Source organism: Polymorphospora rubra (genome assembly GCF_018324255.1).
Lineage (GTDB): Bacteria > Actinomycetota > Actinomycetes > Mycobacteriales > Micromonosporaceae > Polymorphospora > Polymorphospora rubra.
Genome location: NZ_AP023359.1, coordinates 742,032 through 769,029 on the forward strand (window position 1 = coordinate 742,032; position 26,998 = coordinate 769,029).

General features: G+C 71.5%; 24 protein-coding genes and 1 pseudogene. 17 read left to right on the top strand and 8 right to left on the bottom strand.

All coding sequences use genetic code 11. The features are described from left to right. Positions 1–56 precede the first annotated feature (56 nt). The 8 genes from Prubr_RS03260 (at position 57) to Prubr_RS03295 (ending at position 7,307) form a co-directional block, all read left to right on the top strand. Positions 57–638, top strand: coding sequence for a glucose-6-phosphate isomerase family protein (locus Prubr_RS03260; protein ID WP_212821505.1), 582 nt, complete (start codon positions 57–59; stop codon positions 636–638). Continuing rightward, complete coding sequence (deoC, locus tag Prubr_RS03265; RefSeq protein ID WP_212821508.1) at positions 625–1,317, top strand: deoxyribose-phosphate aldolase; 693 nt, start codon at positions 625–627, stop codon at positions 1,315–1,317. Before Prubr_RS03260 ends, deoC begins: the two co-directional genes overlap by 14 nt. After that, positions 1,314–2,267: a shikimate dehydrogenase family protein gene (locus tag Prubr_RS03270; RefSeq protein ID WP_212821510.1), complete on the top strand. Its 954-nt coding sequence runs from the start codon at positions 1,314–1,316 to the stop codon at positions 2,265–2,267. Before deoC ends, Prubr_RS03270 begins: the two co-directional genes overlap by 4 nt. Then, positions 2,264–3,058 (top strand): MBL fold metallo-hydrolase, encoded by a 795-nt coding sequence (locus tag Prubr_RS03275; RefSeq protein WP_212821512.1) that lies wholly within the window; start codon positions 2,264–2,266, stop codon positions 3,056–3,058. Before Prubr_RS03270 ends, Prubr_RS03275 begins: the two co-directional genes overlap by 4 nt. Further along, positions 3,055–3,942, top strand: coding sequence for an SIS domain-containing protein (locus tag Prubr_RS03280; protein WP_212821513.1), 888 nt, complete (start codon positions 3,055–3,057; stop codon positions 3,940–3,942). The genes Prubr_RS03275 and Prubr_RS03280 overlap by 4 nt, the downstream gene beginning before the upstream one ends. Beyond that, positions 3,939–5,453, top strand: a complete 1,515-nt coding sequence (locus tag Prubr_RS03285; protein ID WP_212821515.1) for a xylulokinase — start codon at positions 3,939–3,941, stop codon at positions 5,451–5,453. Before Prubr_RS03280 ends, Prubr_RS03285 begins: the two co-directional genes overlap by 4 nt. A gap of 10 nt (positions 5,454–5,463) precedes the next feature. Further along, positions 5,464–6,318, top strand: a complete 855-nt coding sequence (locus Prubr_RS03290; RefSeq protein WP_212821517.1) for a class II fructose-bisphosphate aldolase — start codon at positions 5,464–5,466, stop codon at positions 6,316–6,318. A 62-nt stretch (positions 6,319–6,380) separates the two neighbouring features. Continuing rightward, positions 6,381–7,307 (top strand): NAD(P)-dependent oxidoreductase, encoded by a 927-nt coding sequence (locus Prubr_RS03295; protein ID WP_212821519.1) that lies wholly within the window; start codon positions 6,381–6,383, stop codon positions 7,305–7,307. Positions 7,308–7,413: 106 nt separating this feature from the next. Here Prubr_RS03295 and Prubr_RS03300 read toward each other — a convergent pair whose 3' ends face one another. Next, complete coding sequence (locus Prubr_RS03300; protein WP_212821521.1) at positions 7,414–7,890, bottom strand: macro domain-containing protein; 477 nt, start codon at positions 7,888–7,890, stop codon at positions 7,414–7,416. Between the two features lie 85 nt (positions 7,891–7,975). Between Prubr_RS03300 and ybiA the strand changes: the two genes are divergently transcribed. The 3 genes from ybiA (at position 7,976) to Prubr_RS03315 (ending at position 10,594) form a co-directional block, all read left to right on the top strand. Further along, entirely contained in the window at positions 7,976–8,530 is a 555-nt protein-coding gene (gene ybiA, locus Prubr_RS03305) for a riboflavin biosynthesis intermediates N-glycosidase (protein WP_212821523.1), read from the top strand. A 2-nt stretch (positions 8,531–8,532) separates the two neighbouring features. After that, positions 8,533–8,775, top strand: coding sequence for a hypothetical protein (locus Prubr_RS03310; RefSeq protein ID WP_212821525.1), 243 nt, complete (start codon positions 8,533–8,535; stop codon positions 8,773–8,775). A gap of 190 nt (positions 8,776–8,965) precedes the next feature. After that, positions 8,966–10,594, top strand: a complete 1,629-nt coding sequence (locus Prubr_RS03315) for an RICIN domain-containing protein (RefSeq protein WP_212821527.1) — start codon at positions 8,966–8,968, stop codon at positions 10,592–10,594. A gap of 40 nt (positions 10,595–10,634) precedes the next feature. Here Prubr_RS03315 and Prubr_RS03320 read toward each other — a convergent pair whose 3' ends face one another. The 6 genes from Prubr_RS03320 to Prubr_RS03345 all read right to left on the bottom strand — a co-directional run bounded on the left by Prubr_RS03320 (position 10,635) and on the right by Prubr_RS03345 (position 18,137). Further along, positions 10,635–11,468 (bottom strand): exonuclease domain-containing protein, encoded by an 834-nt coding sequence (locus Prubr_RS03320; protein ID WP_212821529.1) that lies wholly within the window; start codon positions 11,466–11,468, stop codon positions 10,635–10,637. Between the two features lie 242 nt (positions 11,469–11,710). Further along, positions 11,711–12,886 carry a damage-control phosphatase ARMT1 family protein gene (locus Prubr_RS03325; RefSeq protein ID WP_212821531.1) on the bottom strand — a complete coding sequence of 392 codons (1,176 nt, stop codon included), beginning with the start codon at positions 12,884–12,886 and terminating at the stop codon, positions 11,711–11,713. Beyond that, positions 12,883–13,812 (bottom strand): TIGR03621 family F420-dependent LLM class oxidoreductase, encoded by a 930-nt coding sequence (locus tag Prubr_RS03330; protein WP_212821533.1) that lies wholly within the window; start codon positions 13,810–13,812, stop codon positions 12,883–12,885. The genes Prubr_RS03325 and Prubr_RS03330 overlap by 4 nt, the downstream gene beginning before the upstream one ends. A 171-nt stretch (positions 13,813–13,983) precedes the next feature. Beyond that, positions 13,984–15,306 (bottom strand): FG-GAP repeat domain-containing protein, encoded by a 1,323-nt coding sequence (locus Prubr_RS03335; protein WP_212821535.1) that lies wholly within the window; start codon positions 15,304–15,306, stop codon positions 13,984–13,986. A gap of 118 nt (positions 15,307–15,424) precedes the next feature. Further along, positions 15,425–16,750: a VCBS repeat domain-containing M23 family metallopeptidase gene (locus tag Prubr_RS03340; RefSeq protein ID WP_246568265.1), complete on the bottom strand. Its 1,326-nt coding sequence runs from the start codon at positions 16,748–16,750 to the stop codon at positions 15,425–15,427. A gap of 40 nt (positions 16,751–16,790) precedes the next feature. Then, positions 16,791–18,137 carry a C40 family peptidase gene (locus tag Prubr_RS03345; protein WP_212821539.1) on the bottom strand — a complete coding sequence of 449 codons (1,347 nt, stop codon included), beginning with the start codon at positions 18,135–18,137 and terminating at the stop codon, positions 16,791–16,793. A gap of 194 nt (positions 18,138–18,331) precedes the next feature. Here Prubr_RS03345 and Prubr_RS03350 point away from each other — a divergent pair, with 194 nt between their 5' ends. From Prubr_RS03350 to Prubr_RS03370, 6 genes and pseudogenes are all read left to right on the top strand, one after another. After that, positions 18,332–19,096, top strand: coding sequence for a helix-turn-helix domain-containing protein (locus Prubr_RS03350; RefSeq protein WP_246568833.1), 765 nt, complete (start codon positions 18,332–18,334; stop codon positions 19,094–19,096). Further along, positions 19,006–19,962 (top strand): annotated as a pseudogene (locus Prubr_RS36625) (AfsR/SARP family transcriptional regulator); the annotation flags it as partial. The gene Prubr_RS03350 and the pseudogene Prubr_RS36625, both read left to right, overlap by 91 nt. 810 nt (positions 19,963–20,772) lie before the next feature. Next, positions 20,773–21,681 (top strand): tetratricopeptide repeat protein, encoded by a 909-nt coding sequence (locus Prubr_RS36630; RefSeq protein WP_246568835.1) that lies wholly within the window; start codon positions 20,773–20,775, stop codon positions 21,679–21,681. An 83-nt stretch (positions 21,682–21,764) separates the two neighbouring features. After that, positions 21,765–23,117, top strand: a complete 1,353-nt coding sequence (locus tag Prubr_RS03360; RefSeq protein ID WP_212821545.1) for a phytase — start codon at positions 21,765–21,767, stop codon at positions 23,115–23,117. A gap of 70 nt (positions 23,118–23,187) precedes the next feature. Then, the gene (locus Prubr_RS03365; RefSeq protein ID WP_212821547.1) at positions 23,188–23,892 is read left to right on the top strand and encodes a histidine phosphatase family protein; all 705 of its coding nucleotides are present in this window, start codon (positions 23,188–23,190) and stop codon (positions 23,890–23,892) included. A gap of 75 nt (positions 23,893–23,967) precedes the next feature. Next, positions 23,968–24,720 carry a MerR family transcriptional regulator gene (locus tag Prubr_RS03370; RefSeq protein ID WP_212821549.1) on the top strand — a complete coding sequence of 251 codons (753 nt, stop codon included), beginning with the start codon at positions 23,968–23,970 and terminating at the stop codon, positions 24,718–24,720. A gap of 74 nt (positions 24,721–24,794) precedes the next feature. Here the strand turns inward: Prubr_RS03370 and katG are convergent, their stop codons facing one another. Next, positions 24,795–26,969, bottom strand: coding sequence for a catalase/peroxidase HPI (gene katG, locus Prubr_RS03375; RefSeq protein WP_212827402.1), 2,175 nt, complete (start codon positions 26,967–26,969; stop codon positions 24,795–24,797). Positions 26,970–26,998 lie beyond the last annotated feature (29 nt).

A 26,998-nucleotide genomic window follows, 5' to 3' on the forward strand; every position in this document is an offset into this window, starting at 1 on the left:
GCCAACGGCACGTACAAACGGAGCTACCGCGCCAACGGCACGACAAAAGGAGCAACGTGTCCGAACCCCTGCCCGGCCCGGCACTCGTCATCAAGCCCGAGGGGATGACGGGTCGCACCGGCCGCTACGAGAAGAGGCTGTCCGATCTCGACGGACTGTTCGCCGACGCCGAGGCGTTCGCCGCCCGCCTGGCGACCGAGGCCGACCGGGTGATCTACCACGTCGACGAGTTCCGGCCCTCGGGCGCGGCCGGCGACCTGATCACCGGCATCTCGACGCTGTCCGCCGGCCGGGTCGGCGCCGAGTTCCACATGACCCGCGGGCACATCCACGCCCAGCACGACCGGACCGAGATCTACCACTGCCTGTCCGGCCACGGGCTGATGCTGATGGAGACCCTCGACGGGCAGACCGTCGTCACCGAGCTGCGGCCCGGCGTCGTCGCGTACGTGCCGCCGGTGCACATCCACCGCAGCGTCAACCTAGGCGACGAGGACCTCGTCACGCTGTTCTGCTACCCGGCCGACGCCGGGCAGGACTACGGCATCATCGCCCGCTCCGGTGGTATGCGGCACCGGGCCGTCGCCGATGGCACGGGGTGGCGACTGGAGGAGAACAGCGGCTATGTCCCCCGGTGAGCTGACCGGGCCGGCCCTGGCCCGCATGGTCGACATCAGTGCCGTACAGGCGCAGCACGGTCGCGCCGACGTCGAGGAACTGGCCCGGCACGCGCTGTCCGGGGACTTCGTCGCCGCCCACGTGCTGCCGTCGTGGCTGCCCGTGCTGCGGCCGCTGCTCGACGGGTCGACGACCAACGCCGGCTCCCCGGTCGGCTTCCCGTCCGGCGGCTCGGCCACCCCGGTCAAGGTCACCGAGGCCCGGTGGCTGCTCGACGCCGGTGTGCAGGAGATGGACGTCGTCATGAACGTCGGCCTGGTCCGCTCCGGTGAGCTGGCCGCCGCCACCCGCGACGTCGCCGCCGTACTCGAGGCCGTCGACGGGCGCGTACCGGTCAAGGTCATCCTCGAGGTCGGCCTGCTCGACGCGGGTCAACTGCGCGACGCCGCCCGGGTCGCCGTCGACGCCGGCGCCGAGTCGCTGAAGACCGGGACCGGCTGGCAGGGCATCGCGACCACGCCCGGGCACGTCCGCGCCATGCGGGAGATCGCCGGACCGGACCGGGAGATCAAGGCGTCCGGCGGCATCCGGTCCCTGGAGCAGGTGCACGCCCTGCTCGACGCCGGCGCGACCCGGTTCGGCATCAACACCGCGTACGCCGTACGGCTGGTGGCGGAGGCCGGAGGGACCGCGTCGTGACCGCCGAGACCCTGACCCCGGACACGCTGCGCCCGGCCACGAGCCCGACGATGTACTTCGTCGGCGTCACCACCGGCTCGTCCGCGATCCACCGGGTCTTCGCCGCCTGGCGGCCGCTGCTCGGCCTCGACGACGTCGAACTCGTCGGCATCGACGTACCGGTCGGCGCCGAGCCGGCCGTCTACCGGCGGGTGGTCGCGCACCTGCGCGACGACGAACTCTCCCGCGGCGCCCTGGTCACCACCCACAAGCTCGACCTGTACGCGGCCAGCACCGACCTGCTGCGGCGGGTCAACGACGACGCCGCCCGGCTGCGCGAGGTCAGCGCCCTGGTGGCCCGCGACGGCTGGATCGACGGCCACGCGCTGGACACCATCACCAGCCAACTGTCGTTGCAGGCCATCGTGCCGCGGCTCGCCGGGCGCGACGTCCTGGTGATGGGGGCCGGCGGTGCCGCCCTCGCGCTCTGCGACTACTTCGCCCACCGGGCCGGCACCGACGCCCCCGGCCGGGTCGTGGTCACCGACATCGCCGACCACCGGCTCGCCTCGATCCGGACCGACATCGGCGGCGGCAATCCCGCGATCGAGTGGGTGACGCACCGCCTCTCCCCCGGCGATACGCACGACGAGCTGCTCGCCGGCCTCGCCCCCGGCGCCGTGGTCGTCAACGCCACCGGCATGGGCAAGGACCGGCCCGGTTCGCCGCTGACCGACGCCGCCGTCTTCCCGTCCGGCGGGTACGCCTGGGAGTTCAACTACCGCGGTGAACTCGGGTTCCTGCGGCAGGCGCGGGCCCGGGCCGACGCCGACGGGCTGACCGTCGAGGACGGCTGGCGCTACTTCGTACACGGCTGGACCCGGGCCGTCGACGCCGTCTTCGACCTGGGCATCCCGACCGCCGGGCCGGACTTCGAGCGGCTGTACGACGCCGCGCAGGAGGTGCGGTGACGGTGCGGGCCAGGTGGTTGGGGCAGGCGGGATTCCAACTCACGTACGGCGACGCGCACCTGCTCGTCGACCCGTACCTGTCGGACTCGCTGGCCCGCAAGTACGCCGGCACGCTCTTCCCGCACGTCCGGCTGCGTCCCGCCCCGGTCACCGTCGCCGGCCTGCCGCCGGTGCACGCCGTGCTCTGCTCGCACGCGCACACCGACCACATGGACCCCGACACCCTCGCCCCGCTGCTGGCCGCGCAGCCCGCGACCCGGCTCGCCTGCCCCCGCCCGGTGCGTGACGAGGCGCTGCGCCGCTCCGCCGTACCGGCCGACCGGATCGACCCGCTCGCCGACGGCGAGCGGGTCGGCTACGGGCCGTTCACCGTCACGGCGGTCCCGGCCGCGCACGAGACCCGGGTACGCGACGACAACGGCGACGACCGGTTCCTCGGGTACGTCGTCGAGGCCGGTGGCGTGCGCGTCTACCACTCCGGCGACTGCGTGCCCTTCGAAGGGCAGGCCGAACGGCTGCGTGACCTCGGTGTCGACGTGGCGCTGCTGCCGGTCAACGGCCGCGACGCCCACCGGCTCGGGAACGGGGTCCCCGGCAACTTCGACTTCGCCGAGGCGGTCGACCTGTGCGTCCGCGCCGGCATCGGAATCCTGGTGCCACATCATTGGGGCATGTTTGCCTTCAACACCGTCGATCCGGACGGCTTCGACCTCGACCTGGCCGCCCGTGGCGGCGTCGCCGTACGCGTACCCGGGCACGGCGGCACCCTCGACCTGGCGGCCGGCCGATGAGCAACCCGCCGGTGCTGGAGCGCCTCAACAACAGTCTTCCGTCGCTGCGCCGCTCCGAGCGCAAGGTCGCCGACGTGGTGCTCGCCGACCCGCACGCGGTCGTACCGATGACCCTCGCCGAACTCGCCGAGGCCGCCGGGGTCAGCCAGCCGACCATCGTCCGGTTCGCCAACGCGATCGGCTGCGACGGTTTCCACGACTTCCGGATCCAGCTCGCGCAGAGCGTCGCGCTCGGCATCCCGGCCACCCAGTCGGTGATCGAGGCGCAGGACGGCACCGCCACCACGGTCAGCAAGATCTTCGACTTCTCGATCACCTCGCTGGACCACGTACGGCGGCACCTCGACCTCGGCGCCCTCGACAGCGCGGTCGCGGCGCTGGCCGCCTCGACCCACATCGTCTTCATCGGGCTGGGCGCCTCCGGCATCGTGGCGATGGACGCCGAGCAGAAGTTCCCGCTCTTCGGCGTGCCGTGCTCGGCGCCGGTCGACACCCACCAGCAGTTCCTGGCGGCGTCGACGAGTACGCCGTCGACCGCGTTCGTGGCCATCTCGAACACCGGCCGGACAGTGTCCATCCTGGACACCGTACGGGTGGCCCGGGAGCGGGGCGCGACCGTCATCGGGATCACCGGCGGGAAGACCCCGCTGGGCGAGCTGAGCAACATCCCGCTCGTCGTCGAGTCGCTGGACAACACCGACATCTACACGCCCACCATCTCGCGGCTGGCCCAGCTCGTCGTCGTCGACATCCTCGCCACGATGGTCCTGCTGCGCCGCGACGGCACGGCGCTGGAGGACATCCGCACGATGAAGTCCCGGCTGTCGCACATGCGCTCCGGCCTGCAGCACGAGGCCGTCCTCGACACGGACCGGCGGACATGACCGAGGCTGTTCTTTCCTTCGACCTCGGGACCGGCGGCTGCAAGGCGGCGCTGGTCGACGGGGCCGCCCGGGTGGTCGGCACCGCCTTCGTCGCGTACGACACCGACTATCCGGCGCCGGGCCGGCACGAGCAGCGGCCGGCGGACTGGTGGGACGCGGTCGTCCGGTCGGCGCGCGAACTGCTGGCCACCGACGCCGGACGGCACGACGTCGTCGCGGTCGGGCTGTCCGGGCACAGCCTGGCGATGGTGCCGGTCGACGCGGATGCGAACCCGCTGCTGCCCGTCGTACCGATCTGGTCCGACACCCGGGGCGAGGCCGCCGCCGCCGGCTACTTCGCCGCCGCCGGCTCCGGGTCGCCGTCCGGAGCCGAGAACGCCTGGTACGGCCGCACCGGGAACGGATTCCCGCGCGGCATGTACACCGTGTTCAAGGCGGCCTGGCTGCGCGCCGAACACCCGGAGGTCGCCGCCCGTACGGTCCGGATCCTCGGCAGCAAGGACTGGATCAACGCGCGGCTGGCCGGCGTCCAGCGCACCGACCAGAGCTACGCCTCCGGCAGCGGCGCCTACGACCTCGCGACCCGCCGGATGCTGCCGGACGTACTGGCCGCCCTCGACCTGCCCGCCGACTGGTGGCCGGAGATCGTGCCGTCGACCGCTGTCATCGGCCACGTCACCGCCGACGCGGCGGCCGCGACCGGGCTGCCGGCCGGGACACCGGTCGTCGCCGGCGGCGTCGACAACTCGTGCATGGCGCTCGGCGCCGGGCTCGACCGGGCCGGCGAGGCGTACGTCTCCCTCGGCTCCTCGAACTGGGTGACGGTCGCCGCCACCGACCCCGTACTCGACCCGGTCGGCCGGCCGTTCGTGTTCGACCATGTCCTGCCCGGCCTGTACATCTCGGCCCTGTCGACGTTCGGCGGCGGCAGCAGCCTGAACTGGCTGGCCGGGGTGCTCGGCCGCGACGGCGACCTCGACGCCCTGTTCGACGAGGCGGCCGCCGCACCGGTCGGCGCCGACGGACTGACCTGTGTGCCGACGCTCGCCGGCGGCACCGTCGCCGAGGGCGGCCCGGCCGTCCGCGGCGCCTTCCTCGGCCTCGATCTCGGGCACACCCACGGTCATCTGGCCCGGGCCCTGATCGAGGGGATCGGCTTCAGCCTCGCCGACGCCGCGCGGGCGATGCTCGTCGACGTACCGGCGGAGATCACCGCGACCGGCGGCGGTGCCCGCGGCCGGCTGATGCTCCAGGTGCTCGCCGACCTCATCGGCCGGCCGGTCAGTCGGCCGGATGCCGCCCAGCACGGCGCCGCGCTCGGCGCCGCGACCCTCGCGCTGCTCGGCACCGGTGCCTGGACCGGCACCGGGCCACTGCGGGCCGCGCAGCACGCCGCGCTGCGCGTCGACCCGCGCCCGGAACTCGCCGAGGAGTACGCGCTCCCGCGCGCCCGCTTCGACGCCGCCCGGGCCGCCACCCGGGCCCACGCAACAGCAACCGTCAGCAAATAGGAGAGACACCATGCCCCTCGCCGATCCACGACCGATCCTCGCCGCCGCCCGCAGCGCGGGGTACGGCGTCGGGGCGTTCAACACCACCCTGCTCGAACACGGCGAGGCGCTGGTCGCCGGCGCCGAAGCCGCCGGCGCGCCACTGATCATGCAGATCAGCGAGAACGCGGTCCGCTACCACGGCGGGCTGCGCCCGATCGCGCTGGCCACGCTCGCCCTCGCCGAGGCCGCGACGGTCCCGGTCGTCGTACACCTCGACCACGCCGAGGACGTCGACCTGGTGTACCAGGCGGTCGACCTCGGTTTCACCTCGGTGATGTTCGACGGCTCCAAGCTCCCCGACGACGAGAACCGGGCCACCACCCGCCGGGTCGTCGAGCACTGCCACGCGCACGGGGTCGCCGTCGAGGCGGAACTCGGCGAGGTCGGTGGCAAGGACGGGGTGCACGCTCCCGGCGTACGCACCGATCCGCAGGACGCCCGCCGGTTCTGCGCGGACACCGGCGTCGACTCGCTCGCCGTGGCGGTCGGCACCTCGCACGCGATGGCGTCCCGGGACGCGGTCGTCGACCTGGACCTGGTCGCCGCGATCGCCGAGGCGGTGCCGGTCCCGCTGGTGCTGCACGGCTCCTCCGGCGTCGACGACGCGATGCTGTCCACAGTGGTCATCCGCGGTATGACGAAGGTCAACATCGCGACCCACCTGAACAAGGTCTTCACCCGCGCCGTACGGGAGAGGCTGGACGCCGACCCGAAGGTGATGGACGCCCGCAAGTACGTCGCCCCGGCCCGCGACGCGATGGCGGCGGAGGTCGAGCGGCTGCTCGGCGTACTCGGCGCCCGCGGAACGGCGGTGCGGCAGTGAGCGAAGCGAACCAGCAGGCTCAAGCGAACTCACGCGACCGCCGAGCGGAGCGAGGTGGGCGCGTGAGCGAAGCGAGGATCCTGGTGACGCCCCGGTCGATGTCGGTCGCGGGATCGCCGGCGGTCGACCGGCTGCGGGCGGCCGGCTACGAGGTCGTCACCCCGACCCCGGGGCGGCAGCCGACCACGGACGACCTCGTCGCCGCCGTACCGGGGGTCGTCGGCTGGATCGCCGGTGTCGAGCCCGTCCCCGCGCGGGTGCTGGCGCACGCCGACGCGCTGCGCGTGATCAGCCGCAACGGTGCCGGCAGCGACGCCATCGACGGGGCGGCCGCCGCCGCGGCCGGCATCCAGGTGCTGACCGCCCGGGGCGCCAACGCGCAGGGGGTTGCCGAACTCGCCCTCGCCCTGGCGCTCACGGGCCTGCGCGGGCTGCCCGAGGCGGCCGCCGCGCTGAAGGCCGGCGAGTGGCGGCGCAGCCCGGGGCGGGAGGCGGGCGGACGTACCCTCGGCGTCGTCGGGTTCGGCGCCATCGGCCGCCGCCTCGCCGACCTCGCCCGCGGACTCGGAATGCGGGTGGTGGCACACGACCCGTACGTCACCGACGCCGGCGACGTGCCGCTGCTGCCGCTGCCCGAGTTGCTGCGTACGAGTGAGGTGGTGTCGTTGCACGTACCGCCGTCACCGGACGGGCCGCTGCTCGGGGTCGCCGAACTGGCGCTGCTGCGCGACGACGTCGTACTGCTGAACACCGCGCGCTCGACGCTCGTTGACGAGGCGACGCTGCTGGCCGAACTGGAGTCGGGCCGGATCGCGCTCTATTCGGTCGACGCGTTCGACCGCGAGCCGCCGGAGCCGTCGGCGCTGCTCGCCCATCCCCGGGTGGTGCCGACCCCGCACCTGGGGGCGGCAACGACCGAGAGCGTACGGCGGGCGTCCGACGCGGCCGTCGACAACCTCCTCGCCGCCCTGGGTCCGGCCACCGCCTGAGCCCGAACCGCTCATGATCGTCTGCGGTTCAGACGTCCGACACGCCGTGCCGGCACTGTCTGAACCGCAGACGATCATGCCGCCATCGATGGCCGGCGTTCACCGGTCAGTCGAAGTCGTAGACGGTGACCGGGACGTCGCGTTCGCAGAGGGTACGGGTGACGATCGGCTCGATCCGCGACCAGGTGCCACCGGACAGGCCGCAGCCGATCCGGGGCATGTGCACCGACGCGGTCAACGTGAGCGCCTCGTCGGCGAGTGCGGTCAGGCAGCGTTCGACCGCCTCGTAGCGGATCGGCGGGCCCTTGCTGCCGGTCCTGATGCCACGCTGGCCGACCATGTTGGCGACCCAGGTGTCCGGTGTGACCTGGACCAGCCTGGTCGCGCCGAGCCCGAAGTCGTTGTGGGCCCGCTCGCGGTGCCAGTCGCGGAAGTCGCGTTCGGGCTGCCGCCACCGGCGGGAGACGGCGAGCACGAATCCCCTGCCCCAGCCGCCGAGGTCGTTGCAGACGTGGGCGATCACCTTCGGCCCCTTGGCCTGCGGGCTGGTCGCGTCCCCTTTGACGAACCTCAGCGGGATCATGGCGCCCAGCATCCCGCGTGGGTGCGACATCCGGGCCGGAATTATCGGCGGCGGACCGTCGGACCCGTACGGCAGACTGGCCGCCATGCCGACCCGTACCGTGGACGAACTCGTCGCCGCCCGAGCCTCCGGGGCGAAGGTCAAGTACCTGTTCTTCTGGGGACACCAGCCGCAGCGGGACGGCAGCGTCGGGGCGGGCTGCCTGAGCCAGTGGTGGCCGGCGGCGTTCACCGTCGACGGCACCCGGTACGCGACCGCCGAGCACTACATGATGTGGTCGAAGGCGATGCTGTTCGGCGACGCGGACGCCGCCGGACGGATCCTCGCGGCGGGACATCCGCAGCGGGCGAAGGCGCTGGGCCGGCAGGTCCGCGGGTTCGACGAGGCCGGCTGGGCGGAGCACCGCTACCAGATCGTGGTGGCCGGCAGTGTCGCCAAGTTCGGCCAGCATCCCGACCTGCGGGCCTACCTGCTCGGCACCGGTGATCGGGTGCTGGTGGAGGCGAGCCCGCTGGACCGGGTCTGGGGCATCGGCCTGGCCGCCGACGACCCGCGCGCCGCCGACCCGGCGAGGTGGCGGGGGCCGAACCTGCTCGGCTTCGCCCTCATGGACGCCCGCGACCGGCTATGGCAGGAGTGAGAATGGTGGACACCTCCCGGATCGAGCCGCCGGCGTGCCCGCGCTGCGGGCAGACCGGCCGACCGGTCCTCATCGGCCTGCCGGACCCGGAGGCCTTCCGGGCGGCCGAGCAGGGTCTGCTGGTGCTCGGCGGCTGCGTCGAGGAGGAGGACAGTCCACACTGGGTCTGCGGCGCCGGGCACGGCTGGCGCGGCTCCGACGAACTCCTGTGGGCCGCGATCAGCGCCGCCGTCGACGCGGGCTGACCGGCCGGCGGCCACCGGTTCGACCACCCGCGTCACCGCCCGTACGACCGACGGCCGCACGTCCCGGCACGTAGGCAACCGTTGATCTGATCAATATAGTTCGATACCTTGCGGGGCGCGGAAAGCCCTTTCCGACATGGCGCGCCGTCCCGCGCGCCGGGCTTTCCCCCACCCACCCCAGGGAGGTCCCATGCCAGCAGCAACCCACACCCGCGGAAGACCCCGCCGCGGCCTCGCCGTCGGCCTGGCCACCGTCATGGTGGCGACCGGTGCGTTGGTCGCCGGGCAGGCCGTCGAGGCACCCCCGGCCTCGGCCGCCACCGTCGACACCGGCGCCTGGTACGTCATCACGTCCCGACACAGCGGCAAGGCGATCGACGTCTACAACTTCGCCACCACCGACGGCGCGCCGATCGTGCAGTGGAGCCGCAACGACGGCAACCAGCAGCAGTGGCAGTTCGTCGACGCCGGGAACGGCTACTACAAGATCCGGTCACGGCACAGCGGGAAGTTCCTCGAACTGCCGAACGCCAACGACGGCACCCAACTGGTCCAGAACGCCGACAACGGCACCACCCGGCAGCACTTCGGGCTCGCCGACTCCGACGGCGGGCACGTCCGCCTCGTCAACCGGCACACCAGCAAGGCGCTCGACGTCTGGGAGTGGTCCACCGCCGACGGCGGCATCATCTCGCAGTACCAGGACCTCGGCGGCTGGAACCAGCAGTGGCAGCTGATCCGGGTCGGCTCCGGCAGCGGCGGCGGCTGCGGCGACGGGGCCTTCAACGCCGAGGCGACCCTGAGCGGCAGCACCTGGACCGCCCGTAACGGCGGCTCGACCGTCTACACCGGATCCGACATGCTCGCCGCGATGCAGGCGGCGGTGAACAGCCTGACCCCGGGGCGTACGGGCAAGCAGCGGGTCGTGGTGCGCGGCTCCGGCTCGATCAGCGCCAACTCCCGGCTGTCGCTGCCGAGCTACACCGTGCTGGCCGTCTGCGGCACCGTCAACGTCACCGGGTCCGGCACCGGCGACCAGGCCCCGGTCTACTCCCGCGGCACCACCGACGTCGAGGTGCAGAACCTGACCGTGACCGGTGTCCCCCGGTACGGAATCTTCGCCCGCAACGTCAACAACCTGACCCTCGGTCAGATCGACCTACGCGTCTCCAGCGGGCTCGGCGTACGGATCGACAACCACGGCGGCGACCGGGCGGTCAAGGTCCGCAACATCCGGATCGACAACGTCTACGCGCAGGGCACCGGTTCGCACGCGGTGGAGACGTACGGCGTCGACGGTCTCACCGTCGGCACGGTGACCGCCCGCAACACGGGTGAGTCGGGCCTGCTCCTCAACGACACCGTCAACGCGACCATCGGCACGGTCGACGCCGACGGGGCCGGTGCCGGCACCGGATACGCGGCGTTCCGGATGGCGAACCGCAACGGCCGGATCGGCAGCAGCTACCCGACCAACATCCGGGTCGGCAACGTGATCGCCCGCGGTGGCGGACGCGGCATCTTCTGCGTCTCGGAAAGCGGCGGGGCCGTGATCGACCGGGTCACCATCTCGAACACCGGCAACAACTCGATCCTGCTGGAGAACTGCTACAACGTGAACATCGCCGCGCAGTCCGGCACCGTCACCGGCGGTGGTGAGATCCGCGTCGCCGCCCGGTCGGAGTTCCCGCCGTCCTCGAACATCACGATCCAGAACCTGACGGTCACCAACACCAACATCACCCAGAATCCCTGCACCGGAAGCAACAACGTCGTCCGCAACGTCACCCGGGTCAACTCGTCCCTGAGCTGGTGCTGAGCACACGGGTCCGGCCGGCGCGGCCGGCCGGACCCGTACCTCACCCGCGTACGGCGGTTTCCAGTGGCCACTCCAGGTTCACCGTCTCCTGCTTGCCAACCCGGTCGAAGTAGCCCTGCAGGTCGAGCCCTTGCTCCCGGTGCCAGCCGATCTGAGCCTGGTGCAGGGCGTCCGGAGACATTCGGGCGATGCGTTCGTGCCGGGCCGCGATGCCCCGTGCCAGGTCGGCAGCCGCCCGGGCGTCACTGACAGACTCGTGAGCAACGGCCAACCGCACCTGGTAGTAGTCGCAGAGGTCGCCGAGCGTCCGCTTCCCGTACCACCGGGGCTCGACCTCACGATGCAGGATGTGCGGGTCGATGACGATCGCACGCTCCCACTCGATGGGCGGCAGGCCATGCCTGGCGAGTTCGTTGTGCAGGACCGTCACGTCGTACGACGCGAAGAACGCGACCAGCGGCGTCGAGTCGGCGATCAACTTGGCAATGGCGGTACCGATCTGCGCCAACGCCACGGCGGGCGCCTCACCCTCCCGCCGTACCATGTCGTCGTCGATGCCGTGCCGCTCGGTCGCGTCCGGCGGGATCGGGACACCGGGGTTGATCGTCCAACGCATCGGCGGCCCTTCGCCGGGGATAAGTGCCGCCGTGAGAATGCGGCTCTCCATCGGCTGTGCCGAGGTGCCCTCGATGTCGAACCCGACGATCGGCAGGTCGTGCCATCCGGGGTGGGTGCCGGGCTTCGGCGCGGTCCGGACCGGAATGCAGTCCTGGTGATAGACGAGCCAGCGGCCTGCCGTGTTGACCGCCTGTCCCGCACCGGCCTCAACCCGTTGGTGGCACGTGCCACAGTCGCCGGGATACCTGTTGATCAAAGTGGGTGACTCCTGTCCGATCGCACGCCGATGTCCAACCACTGTGGACTATCACGATCCGACGAGCACCCACCGAAGAGACCAAGCATTGGCCTGTGTAGACCATCGCCCCGACCGTCGGCGTCCCTCCAGGCGTACGATCGGCCCGGGCGACCACCACCGAACGATCACCCGGACCGGACGGTCCCCGCGGATCAGGCGGTCAGGGCCACCGAGGCACCGGTCTCTGGTGGCCCAGCCACCTACGGTCGGACCTGGATCAGGGCGTAGCGGCCGTCGACGCGCCACCGGGCGGCGTCCGGGTCGCCGTCGAGCGCGGCCACGTCCGCCGGATCGAGCCCGACGACGACGTCCGACTTCAGCGTCCGCAGCGCCACGACCGGGGCCGGGAAGTAGTCGACGGTGTCGGCGAACGGCGTCGACTCCGGCCAGCGGCAGTCGCCGACCAGCCGCCGGTAGTTCAGGTCGCCCTTGAGGACGACGACGGACGCGGCGGCGTACGTGTCGGCGAGGTCGTCCGGCATCCGGTGGTACGGGTACGGCGCGCAGTAGAACCAGTGGGTGGCGACGTCGAGCCGGCCGTCGGCGGCGGCCGTGCGCAGCCGGGCCGCGATCCCCGCCGCGGCGGGCGGTCCGGCGGCCAGCCGGCGCAGGCAGGCGACCAGGTCGGTGGTCGTCGCGTCGGAGACGTAGTACGGGTGCGGTTTGAGGTGCAGCGTGACCCGTTCCGCCAGGCCGGCGGCGAGCAGGTGGTCGACCAGGACCAGGTCGGCCAGCAGTTCCCGGCCGGCGTTGTCGGCGACCAGGCACACCGTGCCCGTACCCGTGGTCAGCGCGGACACCGCGGCGGTGGTGTCGTCGGCGACCAGGTGGGCCGACGGCCCGACCGTGCCGGAGGTGGCCGCGACCCCGATCCGGAACCCCAGGTCGGCCTGGTTTCCCCACAGGGCGCCGTGCAGCAGGACCCGGGTCTTCCCCTCGACGGTCAGCCCGGCCGTCCCGTCCAGGGCGTCGAGATCCTGGCCGAGGTCGGCGCTGTCGAGTTCGGCCGCCTTCAGGAACGCGAACGGGTCCAGCCCCGACCACGGTCCGGGGGTGAAGTAGCCCACCGCGTCCAGGAACCGGCGGTAGAAATAGCTTTCCGCCCACAGGAACGGGACGTCGAGCCACGACCGTCCGAAGTGGTCGGCACCCCAGCCGTCCCAGGTGGCCCGGTCGGCGGCGTCCGGTGGCAGCGGCCGGACCGGGCCGGTGAGCGTCTCGGCCAGCAGGGCCCGCAGCGCGGCGAGATGCCCCGGCGGGTACGGATGCGCGGCGGCGACCTGGTCGATCAGCGCCGGATGCCGTTCGTGCCACACGTGCCAGGCCAGGGAGCCGGGCGAGTTGCTGAGGACCGGCGCGACATCCGCGGCGCTCACCGCCGCGCCGCCGCGTCGCCGGCCAGTCGCGCGACGACCTCGTCGAAGCCGTACGACTGGCGGTCGAAGACGGTCACGTACGACACACCGTGCCGGTCCCGCAGGTCGACCAGGCGGGCGCAGATCTCGTCGACCGAGGTGCCCAGCAGCGCGAACGGGCTCGTGAGCACCTGGTCGACGCCGATCCCGGGCAGCTCCATCGCCGCGACCCGGGCCCGGGGATCGGGCACGACTCCGGCCCACTGGACCAGCACGCTCAGCTCGATGTCGTCGAACCGGTCGCCGGCGGTCTCCCGCAGGTAGGCGATGCGTTCGGCCACCCCGTCGTCGGAGAAGTTGCCGAAGTCGGGGCCGTCAGGCGTCGGGCTGAAGCCGCTGAACTGCACGATGTCGGCCCGTTCGGCGCCGACCGCGAGAAGCCGGTCGCCGTTGCCGCCGACCATCAGCGGTACGGCCGCTCCCTGCGGCGGCGCCGGTTCGAGCCGGAAGCCGTCGAGCCGGCCGTACGCGGACCCGCCCTCGGTCACCGTCTCGCCGGCGAACAACCGGGGCAGCAGGTCGAGCGCCCGGGCCACCTCCCGGATCCGTGCACCGGCCGACGGGAACGGCAGGCCGAGGCTGCGTACCTCGGATTCCGCGTAGCCCGCGCCGAGGCCGATGTCGAGGCGTCCGCCGCTGACGATGTCGACGGCGGCCAACTCCTGGGCGAGCGCGCCGAGCGGGCGGAAGGCGATGTTGACGACCTGGGTCCCCAGCCGGATCCGGTGGGTGGCGGCCGCCGCGGCGGCCATCGCCGGGATCGGGGCGACCATGCCGGTGTGGTCCGGGAACAGCAGGCTGGCGTAGCCGGCTTCCTCGGCCCGGCGGGCGACGTCGACCGGTGATCCGGTGCCGTTCCAGACAAGTCCGAAGCGAAGGGGGCGCATCCCCACACGCTGCGCGATCACCGGCGGCGTGTCCAGCCGGTTCGCTGTCGGCTGAGTCGGCGGCCGGTCGAACCCGCGGGCGAAGGTCTGCCGGTGGCCGGCGCGGGCGAAGGGCCTTCCGTGACGGTCGGAAGGCCCTTCGCGCGGCGCGGGCGGACCGGATTGCCGGAGCTACGGGGCGGTGAAGCCGGTCGCCACCAGGGCGTTGCTGCCGGTGAAGGTCCCACCGACATTCCAGTACACGACCACCTGACCGGTCTCCCGCACCTGCACCAGATCCGCCACCCGGTCGGCATTCATGTCCGCGAACTTCACCCGCACCGGATCGAAGAAGCCGGTCGCCACGAGCGCATTGCTGCCGTTGAAGGACCCACCGACATTCCAGTACACAACCACGTTGCCGTTGTCGCGCACCTGCACCAGGTCGGCCACCCCGTTGCTGTTCATGTCCACGAACCGCGTTGCCGCGGGATCGAAGAAGCCGGTCGCCACCAGGGCGTTGCTGCCGGTGAAGGTCCCACCGACATTCCAGTACACGACCACCTGACCGGTCTCCCGCACCTGCACCAGATCCGCCATCCGGTCGGCATTCATGTCCGCGAACTTCACCCGCACCGGATCGAAGAAGCCGCTGGCCACCAGGGCGTTGCTGCCGTTGAACACTCCACCGACGTTCCAGTAGACGACGATGTCACCGGAACGCCGGATGTCGAGCAGGTCCGACACCCCGTCTCCGTTCATGTCCGCGAACCGCACCCGGGCCGGGTCGGTGAACCCGGTGGCCACCAGCCGGTTAGAGCCGTTGAACGTCCCACCGACGTTCCAGTAGACGACGACCTGACCGGTCTCCCGCACCTGCACCAGATCCGCCACCCCGTCGGCATTCATGTCCGCGAACTGGGTCCGGCCCTCACCGACGTACGGGCGCAGCTTGTCGACGATGATCTGTGCGTCCGCAGCCTGAGGCTGGTACCGGCCCCCGTACGCGGACACCTGCACGTCCTGGCAGACGGTGCCGATGGGCGCGGTCATCCAGCTGGAGTTGGGGTACAGGGCGAGCATCTTGTTCAGGAAGGCGTTGGTCGCCCAGGCCGGATTCAGCCGCTCGGCCCGGGAGCCCCACGGTTCCCGCTGCTGGAACAGGCCGAGGCTGTCGTGGTCGACCTCCTCGGCGACGTTGTCGATGCTTCCCTCGACGATCGTCGTCGTGATGGCGATGACCGCGGCCCGCGGGTCCAGGCCACGGTCGAGCACCGTCTTGACCACCATACGGGCGCAGGACACCCGGTACGCGGACATGTAACCCCGCATCTTGGCGTTCAACTCACTGTTGAGTTGGGTCGCCAGCGACGCGTCGAGGGCGGTGACGCCGTCGGGGTCGCACGGTGCGTTGGCGTACTCGACGGCGGCCCGACGGTCACCGGACTCCCGCGCCGGATCGGCGGCGGCCGGTCCGGCCAGCAGGCCGACGGCACCGGCGACGACGGTTGCCACGACCCCGAGTCGGAAGATATGACGTTGGCGCATCAGATTCCCCTGTCGTGAAATCGGCAGACCTCGCCCGCCGCCGCTTCCGCAGGACGGCGGGCGAGGTCAACGTGTCCTTCTTTCGTTACGGGGCCTTGAATCCCTCGGCGACGAGGGCATTGCTGCCGGTGAACGTGCCGTCGACATTCCAGTACACGACGACGTCACCGTTGGGCCGCATGTCCACCAGGTCGGCGACACCGTTGCTGTTCATGTCGGCGAACTTGACCCGCATCGGATCGGTGAACCCGGTGGCGACCAGCGCGTTGCTACCGGTGAACGTGCCGCCCACGTTCCAGTACACGACCACCTGACCGGTGTCGCGCACCTGCACCAGTTCGGCGCGGCCGTCGTTGTTCATGTCCGCGAACTTGACCCGCAACGGGTCGGTGAACCCGGTGGCGACCTGCGCGTTGCTGCCGGTGAACGTGCCACCGACGTTCCAGTACACGACCACCTGACCGCTCTCCCGTACGTCCAGCAGGTCGGCGACGCGGTCGTTGTTCATGTCGGCGAAGTGCACCCGTTCGGGATCCCAGGCGCCGCTGGCGACCACCGTGTTGCTGCCGGTGAAGATGCCGTCGACGTTCCAGTACACGACGACCTGACCGGTTACCCGCAGCTGCACCAGGTCGGCGCGGCCATCGGCGTTCATGTCTGCGAACCGGACCCGGGCGGCGTTCTTGAAGCCGGTCGCGACCAGCGCGTTGCTGCCGGTGAACGTGCCGCCGACGTTCCAGTAGACGACCACGTCGCCGTTCGTCCGGATCTGGACGAGGTCGGCCAGCCGGTCGGCGTTCATGTCGGCAAACTGGGTCCAACCGCCACAGTTGCGGCTCCTGCGTTGCACGGAATAGCCGTAGTTGTCGTGGGTGATGCCCGAGGCGACCTCGTCGAAATAGGACTCGATTTTCGCCCCGTCACGCAACTGTTCATAGTGCAGGTGCGGGCCTGACGAATCACCGGTGCTGCCCACCTTGCCCAACTGCTGTCCCTGGTAGACCACCTGACCAGTGGAGACCATCGGCGGCTCGAGCATGTGGAGATACAGCGTTTCCCAGCCGTCCCCGTGGTCGATCTTCACGTAGTAGCCGGCGCCGGTTCCGATCGGACCGTTGGGGTTGCTCGGGGTCCGGCCGCCGAGGGTACCGCCGATCCCGGCGAAAGCCACCGTACCGGCGAAGGATGCCCGGATCGGCTGCCCCCAGGCAGGTCCGCTGGTGGGCCAGAAGTCGATGTCGTAGTAGTCGTGGCCGGCGTAGGTTCGCAGGTCCCAGGTCTCTCCACAGCCGACGGGAAGTTGGAAGACCGGGCGGGGGCCGGCGGCCACGGCGGGTTGGGCGACGAGGGCGCCCGTCGCGGCGAGAAGGACCGCGCCCGCGACGAGGCACGCCTTACGGAAGATGGACAAAGCTTTCCTTTCGTCGAAACGAGGGGTGGCAGCCATTACGTCAGGGCTGCGTGAACCCATTGGCGACCAGCCGGTTCGAGCCGTCGTAGATCCCGCCGACGTTCCAGTACACGACGACCTGACCGGTGTCCCGCACCTGCACCAGATCCGCCACACCATCGGCATCCAGGTGCGCGAACTTGGTCCGCGCCGGCTCGGTGAAACCGGTGGCGACCAGACGGTTCGAGCCGTTGAAGGTGCCGCCGACGTTCCAGTACACGACGACCTGACCGGTGTCCCGCACCTGCACCAGATCCGCCACACCATCCGCGTTCAAGTCGGCGAACTTGACGGATCCCGGATCGGTGAAGCCGTTGGCCACGAGGGCGTTGCTGCCGTCGAACGAACCACCGACGTTCCAGTAGACGACGACGTTGCCGTCTTTGCGGATCTGCACCAGGTCGGCCAACCCGTCGGCGTTCATGTCCGCGAACCTGGTCCGCTTCGCATCGGTGAACCCGGTGGCGACGAGCCGGTTCGAGCCGTTGAAGACCCCACCGACATTCCAGTGGACGACCACGTCACCGGTCCCGCGGACCTGCACCATGTCCGCGACGCCGTCGCCGTTCAGGTCCGCGAACTGGAGCCGGGAGTAGTCGCGGAACCGCTTTGCCACCAGCCGGTTGGCACCGGTGTAGACGCCACCGACGTTCCAGTAGACGACGACGTCCCCGTTGCCCCGGACCTGCACCAGATCCGCCACCCTGTCGGCGTTCATGTCGGCGAACTGGGTCTGTCCCTCGCCCTCGATGACGTGGCGATATCGGTACGGCTGGAAGAGGCTCCGGCTGTAGCCGGCGGCCGACCAGGTCCGGTTCTTCGTGCTGGGCGTGGTCTGCTCGTAGATGCGGAAGTCCCCGCCCACCGCGCCGGTCCAGCCGACGAAGATCGCGGCGTGCCCCTCCCAGGGTTCGTCGTAGTGGTACATGAGCATGTCGCCGGGCCGCAGCTCGTGGTAGCTGATCCGGTCCGCGATCTGGTCGAGGTTCCCGGTGTTCAGGCTGGTCGGCAGGTTCCAGGCCATCGAGACGTAGCCGGAACAGTCCGTCCGGTAGCCGTTGTGGTAAGCGGCCTGGCTGTACGGCACGCCGACGTCGACCCAGGTGCGGGCGCGGGCGAGGATCTCGTCCCGCGTGGTCGGCTCACCCAGTTGTGCCGCCGCCACGACCCCGTTCGCAGGCGGTGCGTCTCCCGGCACCGCTGTGCGTGGCGACTGCTCCCTCGGGTTCGCCGGGGCGCCGAGGGCCGGACCGCCGGCGGCCGCCAGCAGGAGTACGCCGGCGAACAGGCCCAGCGCGACCCGTGCCGGTCCGGCGGTTCGACCCCAACTCGTTGTGAGGACTTTCATCAATCAGGCGTTCCCTTCTCCCCATTCACCGCGGTCGCGATGTGGGAACAGCCTGCGGGGCGGTTCTGTCGGATCTCTGAACGTCCTCGCCCGTAGTGAACCCGTAGTGTCGGTACGTGAACCCGTAGTAGCATTGCCGACCGGATGATCAAGACCACCACGGGGATGGACTTGTGAAAGACGACGCCTCCGGCGTGATTGCCAGTAGTCCAAAAGCGACATTTGCCCAGATCTTGCGAATTCACCGCGAGGCGCGCCGCCTCACCCAGGAAGAACTCGCGCAACTGACCGGACTCAGCGCCGCCGCCATCCGTGACCTGGAACAGGGCCGTACCCGACGGCCGCAGCCACGCTCGGTACGGGCACTCGTCGACGCACTCGGCCTGAGCGAAGCCGAGACGAAGAAATTCCACGGAGTCATCCCGTCCGCCCGGCGCCCACCCGGCAGATCGGGTCCCGGCCAGCCCGTCGCGGCCGCCACGTCGCAAAAGGACGCCGCCGGTCCGGTGATGCTGAGCATCCTCGGACCGCTCGTCGTACTCGACGGCACCGCCGCCCTGCACATCGAGTCGGACCGGGCCCGGACCCTGCTGGGACGACTGGCCCTCACCCCCAACCGGACCGTCGTCCGGGACGAACTGATCGAACTCCTGTGGGGTGAACGGGTACCCGCCACGGCGGTCAACCTGGTGCAGACGTACGTCTCCCGGCTCCGCCGGGTGCTCGAACCGGCCCGACCTGCCCGGGGCCCGTCGCGGGCGTTGACCCTCACCCCCGCGGCTACCAGCTCAACGTCACCGAAGACCAGCTCGACCTGCTGCGCTTCCGCCGCCTGGTCGACTCGACGCGGCAGCACACCGACGCACCCGAATCCGCGATGTCCCAGATCGAGGAGGCGCTCGACCTCTGGTACGGCGATCCGCTGGCGGATCTCACCGACCTGCGGCACCACCCGCTGACGATCTCGCTGGCCGAGGAGTGGATCGCCGCGACGCTGACGTACGCCGGAATCGCCGACGCGGTCGGCGCCCCAGCCCGGCCGCTGCCCCGGCTACGCGCACTCGCGGCCCGGCATCCGCTCCACGAGCCGCTGTTCAGCCGTCTGATGACCGCCCTCGCCGCGACCGGCAACCAGGCGGCGGCACTGAAGACGTACGAGGAGATCCGGCACCGCCTGGTCCGGGAGCTGGGCGTCGACCCGGGCCCGGAACTGGTGCGGGTACGGCAGCGGATCCTGCGCCAGCGGCCGGCCGGGACCGGATCCGACGGGCTGCCCACATACCTGCCCGTACCGTTCCAGGCCCCTGCCCCGCCGGCCGACTTCATCGGCCGGGACGCCCAGCTACGCCGGTTGATCCGGGCACTGGGAAACGCGGACGCCGAGATGGCGGTGGTCGTCTGCGCCGTCGCCGGGGTCGCCGGCGTCGGCAAGACGGCACTGGTCATGCAGGTCGCCCAGCGACAGTGGCGCTCCTTCCCGGACGGTCAGCTCTACATCGACCTCCAGGGATCGGGGCGCGATCCGGTCGAGCCGATCGACGCGCTGACCCGCTTCCTGCGTGCCCTCGGCATGGACGACCGGCGGATCCCGAAGCAGGAGGCGGAGTGCGCCGCCCAACTGCGCAGCATGCTGGCCGGGCGGCGGATCCTCGTCATCCTCGACAACGCCCGGGACGCCGCGCAGGTCCGCCCGCTGCTGCCCGGGCCCGGCAGCTGCGGCGTCCTGGTGACCAGCCGGCAACGGCTCGCCGACCTGGCCGGGGCACAACTGCTGGACCTCGACCTGTTCACCACGGCCGAAGGCGTCGACCTGGTGTCGGCGATCGTCGGGCCGGACCGGATCGGCGGCGAACCGGGCGCCGCCCGGGACCTGGTCGCCGTCTGCGGCCGGCTGCCCATCGCCCTGCGGGTGGCCGGTGCCCGGCTCGCCGGCCAGCCGGGCTGGACGGTCGCCGACCTGGTGAACCGGCTGACCGACGAGGACCGCCGGCTGGACGAACTGCGGGTTGGTGACGTCGCCGTGGAGGCCAGCCTCGACCTGAGCTACCAGGACCTGTCGCACCGGGAGGCACGGGCGTTCCGGCAGCTCGCGGGCCTTCCCGGGCGCGACTTCTCGCTACCGGCGGCCGCGGCGGCACTCGCCACCGAGGCCACCGACGTCCGGGCCGCCCTCGACAACCTGGCCACCCGGAACCTTATCGAGGCGACGATGTCGAGACGGTACCGCTACCACGACCTGATCCGGCTCTACGCCGGACGGCGGTCGGTGCTGGCGGACGGTCCCGCCGGTTCGTCGGCGGCCGTGTCGAGACTGCTGGACTGGTACCTGTCCCAGGTGGCCGAAGCGGTCGGAATGCTCTACCCGGACATGGTCCGGCTGCCCGACGGCGCCCCCTGCACGGCAACCTTCGACAGCACCGAAAGCGCACTCTCCTGGCTCGACGACGAAACCCCCGGTCTGGTGGCGGCGGTCGGTCACGCCGCCGAACACGGGCCACGCGAGCGGGCCTGGCAGATCGCCGACCAGCTCCGCGGCCACTTCTTCACCCGGGGCACCGGACCGGCCTGGCTGTCGGTGGCCCAGGCCGGGCTGGCCGCCGCGCGCGCCGCCGGTGACCCGCAGGCGGTGGCCGCGATGCGGCTGACGTACGGGCAGGCGCTCTGGTCGACCGGCCGGCGCGACGGCGCACTCGCCGAATACGAACTCGCCCTCCAACTCGCCGAGCAGGTCGGCTGGCTGTCCGCCACGGCGTACCTACTGCACAACATCGGCCTGGTGCACAGTCAGGTGGGCCGGTCCGGCCCGGCACTGGAGTACTACCGCCGGGCGCTGGCGGCAAGCCGGCGGGCGGATCTCGAGTACGTACGCACGGTGACCCTCAACGACCTGGGCACCCTGTGCTGGGAGCTGGGACGACTGGACGAGGCGGTGACGCATCTCGAAGCGGCGCTGGCCCTCAACCAGCGCGCCGGCAACGCGCAGGGCGAGGCGGTGAACCGGTCCAACCTGGGCATGGTGCTGCGCCAGATGGGCGAGTTCGCGGCCGCCCTCGACCACCTGAACCATGCCCGGCACACCTTCGAACAGACCGGGGTCCGCCAGTCCGAGGTGGGCACCCTGGACGAACTCAGCCAGTTGTACGCGCAACTCGGCGAGCACGCCGAGGCCCGGGCCACCGCCGAGCGCGGGTTGGCGCTGGCCCGCGAGGGGCACGACCGGCGTACCGAGGCGGCCCTGCTCGCCACCCTCGGGAGCGCGGTACTGGGCTCCGGGTCCCCGACCGAGGCCGCCGAGATGCTGCGGGCGGCCTACGACCTCGCCCGCGAGGTCTCGTACCCGTACGGCGCGGCGGCCGCGGTCATCGTGCTCGCCCGGGCCACGCTGGCCACGGGCGATCCGGCCGGGGCCGCCGGCCACGCCCGCACAGGCCTGAGCATCGCCAGAAGCGGCGGCTACCAGAGCCTCGTGACCGAGGCGCTGACCGTACTGTCGACCACGGAGCCGGAGGTGGTGGCGGTGGGTGCCGAACCCGCCGGCCGCTGAGACCGCCCGGCAGGCCTTCGATTTAAACTCACGTCCATCTATTGCCCGACCGATGGCAAAGTCCGCCGCCCAGGCTGCACGACGTGACCCGTATCCGAAAGACGACGCTCTCGCTGGGCACGATCGCCGTGACCCTGCTCGCCACCGCCGTCGCCACCCCCGCGACCGCCACCCCGCCCGCCCACCGCGGGCCGGCGGTCGTGACGACGGACAACGAGACCCCGGTCCTGTACGACGACGAGGAGGGCGGCAACGCGTCCGGCGACGACCCCGCCATCTGGGTCCACCCGGAGGAGTCCCGCCGCTCGATCGTCGTCGTGACCGCCAAGGAGGGCGGTCTGCGCGTCTACGACCTCCGGTCGCGGGAACTCCAGGCGCTCCCCGCGACCGAGGCGCCGCGCACGGATCCGGCGCGGGGCCGCTACAACAACGTCGACATCGCCTACGACGTCCGACTGGCCGGCCGTACGCTCGACGTCGCCGTCGTCTCGGACCGATACAACGACCAGCTCCGGTTCTTCGCCATCGACCCGGCCGGGTCCGCCGCGCGGACGCCGCTGGTCGAGGTCACCGCCGCCGACCAGCGGTTCCTGTTCAACCCGGACCGGGCGGCCGTCGACGAGGAGCACACCGCGTACGGCCTGGCCGTCTGGCAGCCGCGGCGCGGCGAGACGTACGCCGTCGTCACCCAGGAGGGCACGACCGCGCTCGCGACCGTACGCATCGTCGAGGTCGGCGGGAAGCTCGGTTACACCGACATCCGGAAGATGGTGCTGCCGGCCAGCTTCCCGCTGCCGGACGGTTCGACCTGGTTCCCGTGCGAGGAGCCGGGCATCCTGCCGCAGTTCGAGGGGGTCGCCGTCGACCAGCGGTCGGGTGTGCTCTACGCCGCCCAGGAGGACGTCGGCCTGTGGCGGCTCCAGCTTCCGCTCGGCTCCGGCGGGCGGCCGGAACTCGTCGACCGGGTCACCGACTTCGGCATCCACGACGTCTACGACGAGGCGACCGAGGAGTGCGTACCGGTCGACCCGGACGCCGGGGGCTACGGCGGCACCCGGCTCACCGCCGACGTGGAGGGCGTCGACATCTACTACGGCCCCGGCGCGACCGGCTACCTGATCGTGTCGAGCCAGGGCGACGACACGTTCGCCGTGTACGACCTGCACGGCCGCAACCGCCCGCAGGGCAGCTTCCGGGTCCGGGGCGTACGGGGCGCCGACGACATCAACGGGTCCGACGGTCTCGCCGTGACGAACCGTCCCGTCGGCGGCTACCGGCACGGTCTGCTCGTCACCCACGACGAGCCGGAGACCGGGCCGGACGTCGACGCCGACCGGGACGCCACGAACTTCTCGTACGTCTCCTGGGGCGAGATCGCCGCCGCGCTGAACCTGAAGGTGGACACCCGGGCGGGCAACGACCCCCGCTTCCGCTGACCCGGGCGCTGTACCGCCCACCGCCCGCCGTGACAGGGTGGGCGTACCCGGGTGGAAAGGGGTGCCGGACGTGCGTTTCGCGGAACTGACCGTCGTACGGCACGGGCAGAGCGAGGCGAACGCGGCGTTCGCGGCCGCCGCGGCCACGGGGGCGCTGGACAGCGGCATCACCGGTCGGGACGCGGACGTCGCGCTGTCGCCGACCGGCCGTGGGCAGGCCGCCGCACTCGGCCGGTGGCTGGCGGGGCAACCCGCCGGACACCGGCCCGAGGCGGTGGTGTGCTCGCCGTACCGACGGGCCGTGCAGACCTGGGACCTGGCCCGGGCCGCCGCCGACGGCCTCGGTGTACGGCTGCCGGCGGCGACGACGGACGGCCGGCTCGGCGACCGGGTGATGGGTGAACTGGAGCTGCTGACGGGCGCGGCGATCGCCGCGCGGTTCCCGGCCGAGGCGGCCCGGCGGCGCGACCTGGGCGAGTTCCGCTACCGGCCGCCGGGCGGCGAGTCGTTCGGCGACATCGCGGCACGCCTCGCGGCGGTCCTCGCCGACCTGGAGCCCCGGTACGCCGGCCGGCGGGTGTGGCTGGTCGCCCACGACAGTGTGGTTCTCATGCTGCGTCACCTCGTCGAGGGGTTGACCTTCGACGACCTCGCCGCGGTCGTGGCCGCCGGCCCGGTCGCCAACGCCTCGATCACCCGGTTCCGGGCCGGGTTGGGCCGGCCGGTCGAATACAACGGGGTCAGCCATCTCGAAGACGGTTCGATTCAGGGTTGAAGTTGACGCTACGGCAACCCATACCGTGGTGGTCACGGCCGGACGGACCGGCCGCGATCACGGGAGGGAACCGGCATGGCCTGGTCGATCGCCGAGGTGGCGAAGGAGGCCGGCGTCACGTCGCGCACCCTGCGGCACTACGACGCGATCGGGCTGTTGCCGCCGGCCTGGACGGCCGACAACGGTCGCCGCTTCTACGAGCAGGAGCACTTGCTGCGGTTGCAGCGGATCCTCCTGCTGCGTGACCTCGGGCTGGGGCTCGACGCCGTCGCCGAGGTGCTGGACCGGCAGGGCCGGGACAGCACGGTCGACGTGCTCGAACGGCACCGGGACTGGCTGGTGCGGGAACGGGGCCGGCTGGACCGGCTGATCCGGACCGTCGAATCCACGATCGGGAACGTTCAGGAGGGAAGGGAGATGAGCCCGAGGAAGGTCTTCGAGGGGTTCGAGACGAACCCCTACGAGGCGGAGGCCCGCGAGCGGTGGGGTGACGCCGCGATCGACGCCGCGGACGAGCGGATGCAGGGCTGGTCGGCGGACGACGCCGAGAAGGCCCGCACCGGTTACGACCGGGTTCACCGGAGCCTGGCTCCGCTGAAGGCGGCCGGCGTGCCGGTCACCGACGAGCGGGTGCAGGAGACGGTGCGGTTCCACTACGAGGTGACGTGCCTGTTCTGGACCCCGAACCGGGCGGCGTACCGCGGCCTGGCCCAGTTGTACGTCGACGACGAGCGGTTCCGCGCGAACATCGGCGGCGGTGACGACACGCTGGTCGAGTACCTCCGCGACGCGATGTTCGAGTACGCCGACCGCCGGCTCGGTGAGTAGGGGAGTTCTCGACCTGGCGGGCCGGCGGGAAAGCCGTCGGGGCCGGCCCACAAGGGCCGGCCCCGACGTCGTGATCACGCGATGTCGAACCGGTCGAGCTCCATCACCTTGACCCACGCCGCCACGAAGTCCTGCACGAACTTCGCCCGCGCGTCGTCGCTCGCGTACACCTCCGCGAGCGCGCGCAGTTCCGAGTTCGACCCGAAGAGGAGGTCGACCCGGCTGCCGGTCCACCTGACCTCGCCGGTGGCGGAGTCCCGGCCCTCGAACGTGTTCGCGTCCTCGGACGTCGGCTGCCACGTCGTACCCAGATCGAGCAGGTTGACGAAGAAGTCGTTGGTCAGCGACCCGGGCGTCGTGGTGAGAACGCCCAGCGGCGACTGCTGGTGGTTCGCACCCAGGACGCGCAGACCGCCGACGAGGACCGTCATCTCGGGGGCGCTCAGGGTCAGCAGGTTCGCCTTGTCGACCAGAAGGAACTCCGCCGGCAGACGCTGGCCCTTGCCGACGTAGTTGCGGAACCCGTCCGCGGTCGGCTCGAGCGCGGCGAAGGACTCCACGTCGGTCTGCTCCAGCGACGCGTCCGTACGGCCCGGCGTGAAGGGGACCTCGACGACGTAACCGGCCTCCTTGGCGGCCGCCTCGACGGCCGCCGAGCCACCGAGCACGATCAGGTCGGCGAGCGAGACCTTCTTCCCACCGGTCTGGGCGGCGTTGAAGGCCTCCTGGACCTTCTCCAGGGTGTGCAGCACCCGCGCCAGCTCGTCGGGGTTGTTGACCTCCCAGCCGTTCTGCGGCTCGAGGCGGATCCGCGCCCCGTTGGCACCGCCGCGCTTGTCGCCGCCGCGGAACGTCGACGCCGACGCCCACGCGGTGGAGACCAGCTGGGACACCGACAGCCCCGAGGCGAGGATCTGCGCCTTGAGGTCGGCGACGTCGGCGGCGTCCACCAGTTCGTGCGTCACCGGCGGGAGGGGGTCCTGCCACAGCAGCGTCTCGGTCGGTACCTCGGAGCCGAGGTAGCGGACGACCGGACCCATGTCGCGGTGGGTCAGCTTGAACCAGGCCCGGGCGAAGGCGTCGGCGAACTCGTCCGGGTTCGCCAGGAAGCGCCGCGAGATCTGCTCGTAGACCGGGTCGAACCGCAGCGCGAGGTCGGTCGTCAGCATCGTCGGGGCGTGGCTCTTCGACGAGTCGTGCGCGTCCGGTACGGTGCCGGCGCCCGCGCCGTCCTTCGGCTTCCACTGGTTGGCACCGGCGGGGCTCTTCGACAGCTCCCACTCGTATCCGAACAGGATCTCGAAGAAGCTGTTGTCCCACGAGGTCGGGGTGTCGGTCCACGCCCCCTCGAGCCCGCTGGTGATGGCGTCCCCGCCCTTGCCGGTGCCGAACGAGTTCTTCCAGCCCAGGCCCTGCTCCTCCAGCGGGGCACCCTCGGGCTCGGGGCCGACGTGGTCCGCCGGACCCGCACCGTGGGTCTTGCCGAAGGTGTGACCGCCGGCGATCAGCGCGACCGTCTCCTCGTCGTTCATCGCCATGCGGCGGAACGTCTCGCGGATGTCCCGGGCCGAGGCGATCGGGTCCGGGTTGCCGTTCGGGCCCTCCGGGTTGACGTAGATGAGGCCCATCTGGACGGCGGCGAGCGGGTTCTCGAGTTCCCGGTCGCCGGTGTAGCGGGCGTCACCGAGCCAGGTGGTCTCCGGCCCCCAGTAGACGTCCTCGTCGGGCTCCCAGACGTCCTCCCGGCCGCCGGCGAAGCCGAAGGTCTCGAAGCCCATCGACTCCAGCGCGACGTTACCGGCGAGGATCATGAGGTCGGCCCACGAGAGGCTCTGGCCGTACTTCTTCTTGACCGGCCACAGCAGGCGGCGGGCCTTGTCGAGGTTGCCGTTGTCCGGCCAGCTGTTCAGCGGCGCGAAGCGCTGCTGCCCGGCGCCGGCGCCGCCGCGACCGTCGCTGATGCGGTAGGTGCCGGCGCTGTGCCACGCCATGCGGACCATGAACGGGCCGTAGTGGCCGTAGTCGGCCGGCCACCAGTCCTGCGAGTTCGTCAGGACCTCCGCGATGTCCCGCTTGACCGCGGGCAGGTCGAGGGCCTTGAACGCCTCGGCGTAGTCGAACTTCTCACCCAGCGGGTTGGCCACCGCCGGATTCTTGGCGAGGATCTTCAGGTTGAGCTGGTTCGGCCACCAGCCGCGGTTACCGCCGCCCTGGGTCGGGTGGGGGCACGTCCGTGCGCGACCGGGCAGCGCGACTCGCTCCCCGCGTCCGCGTCGTG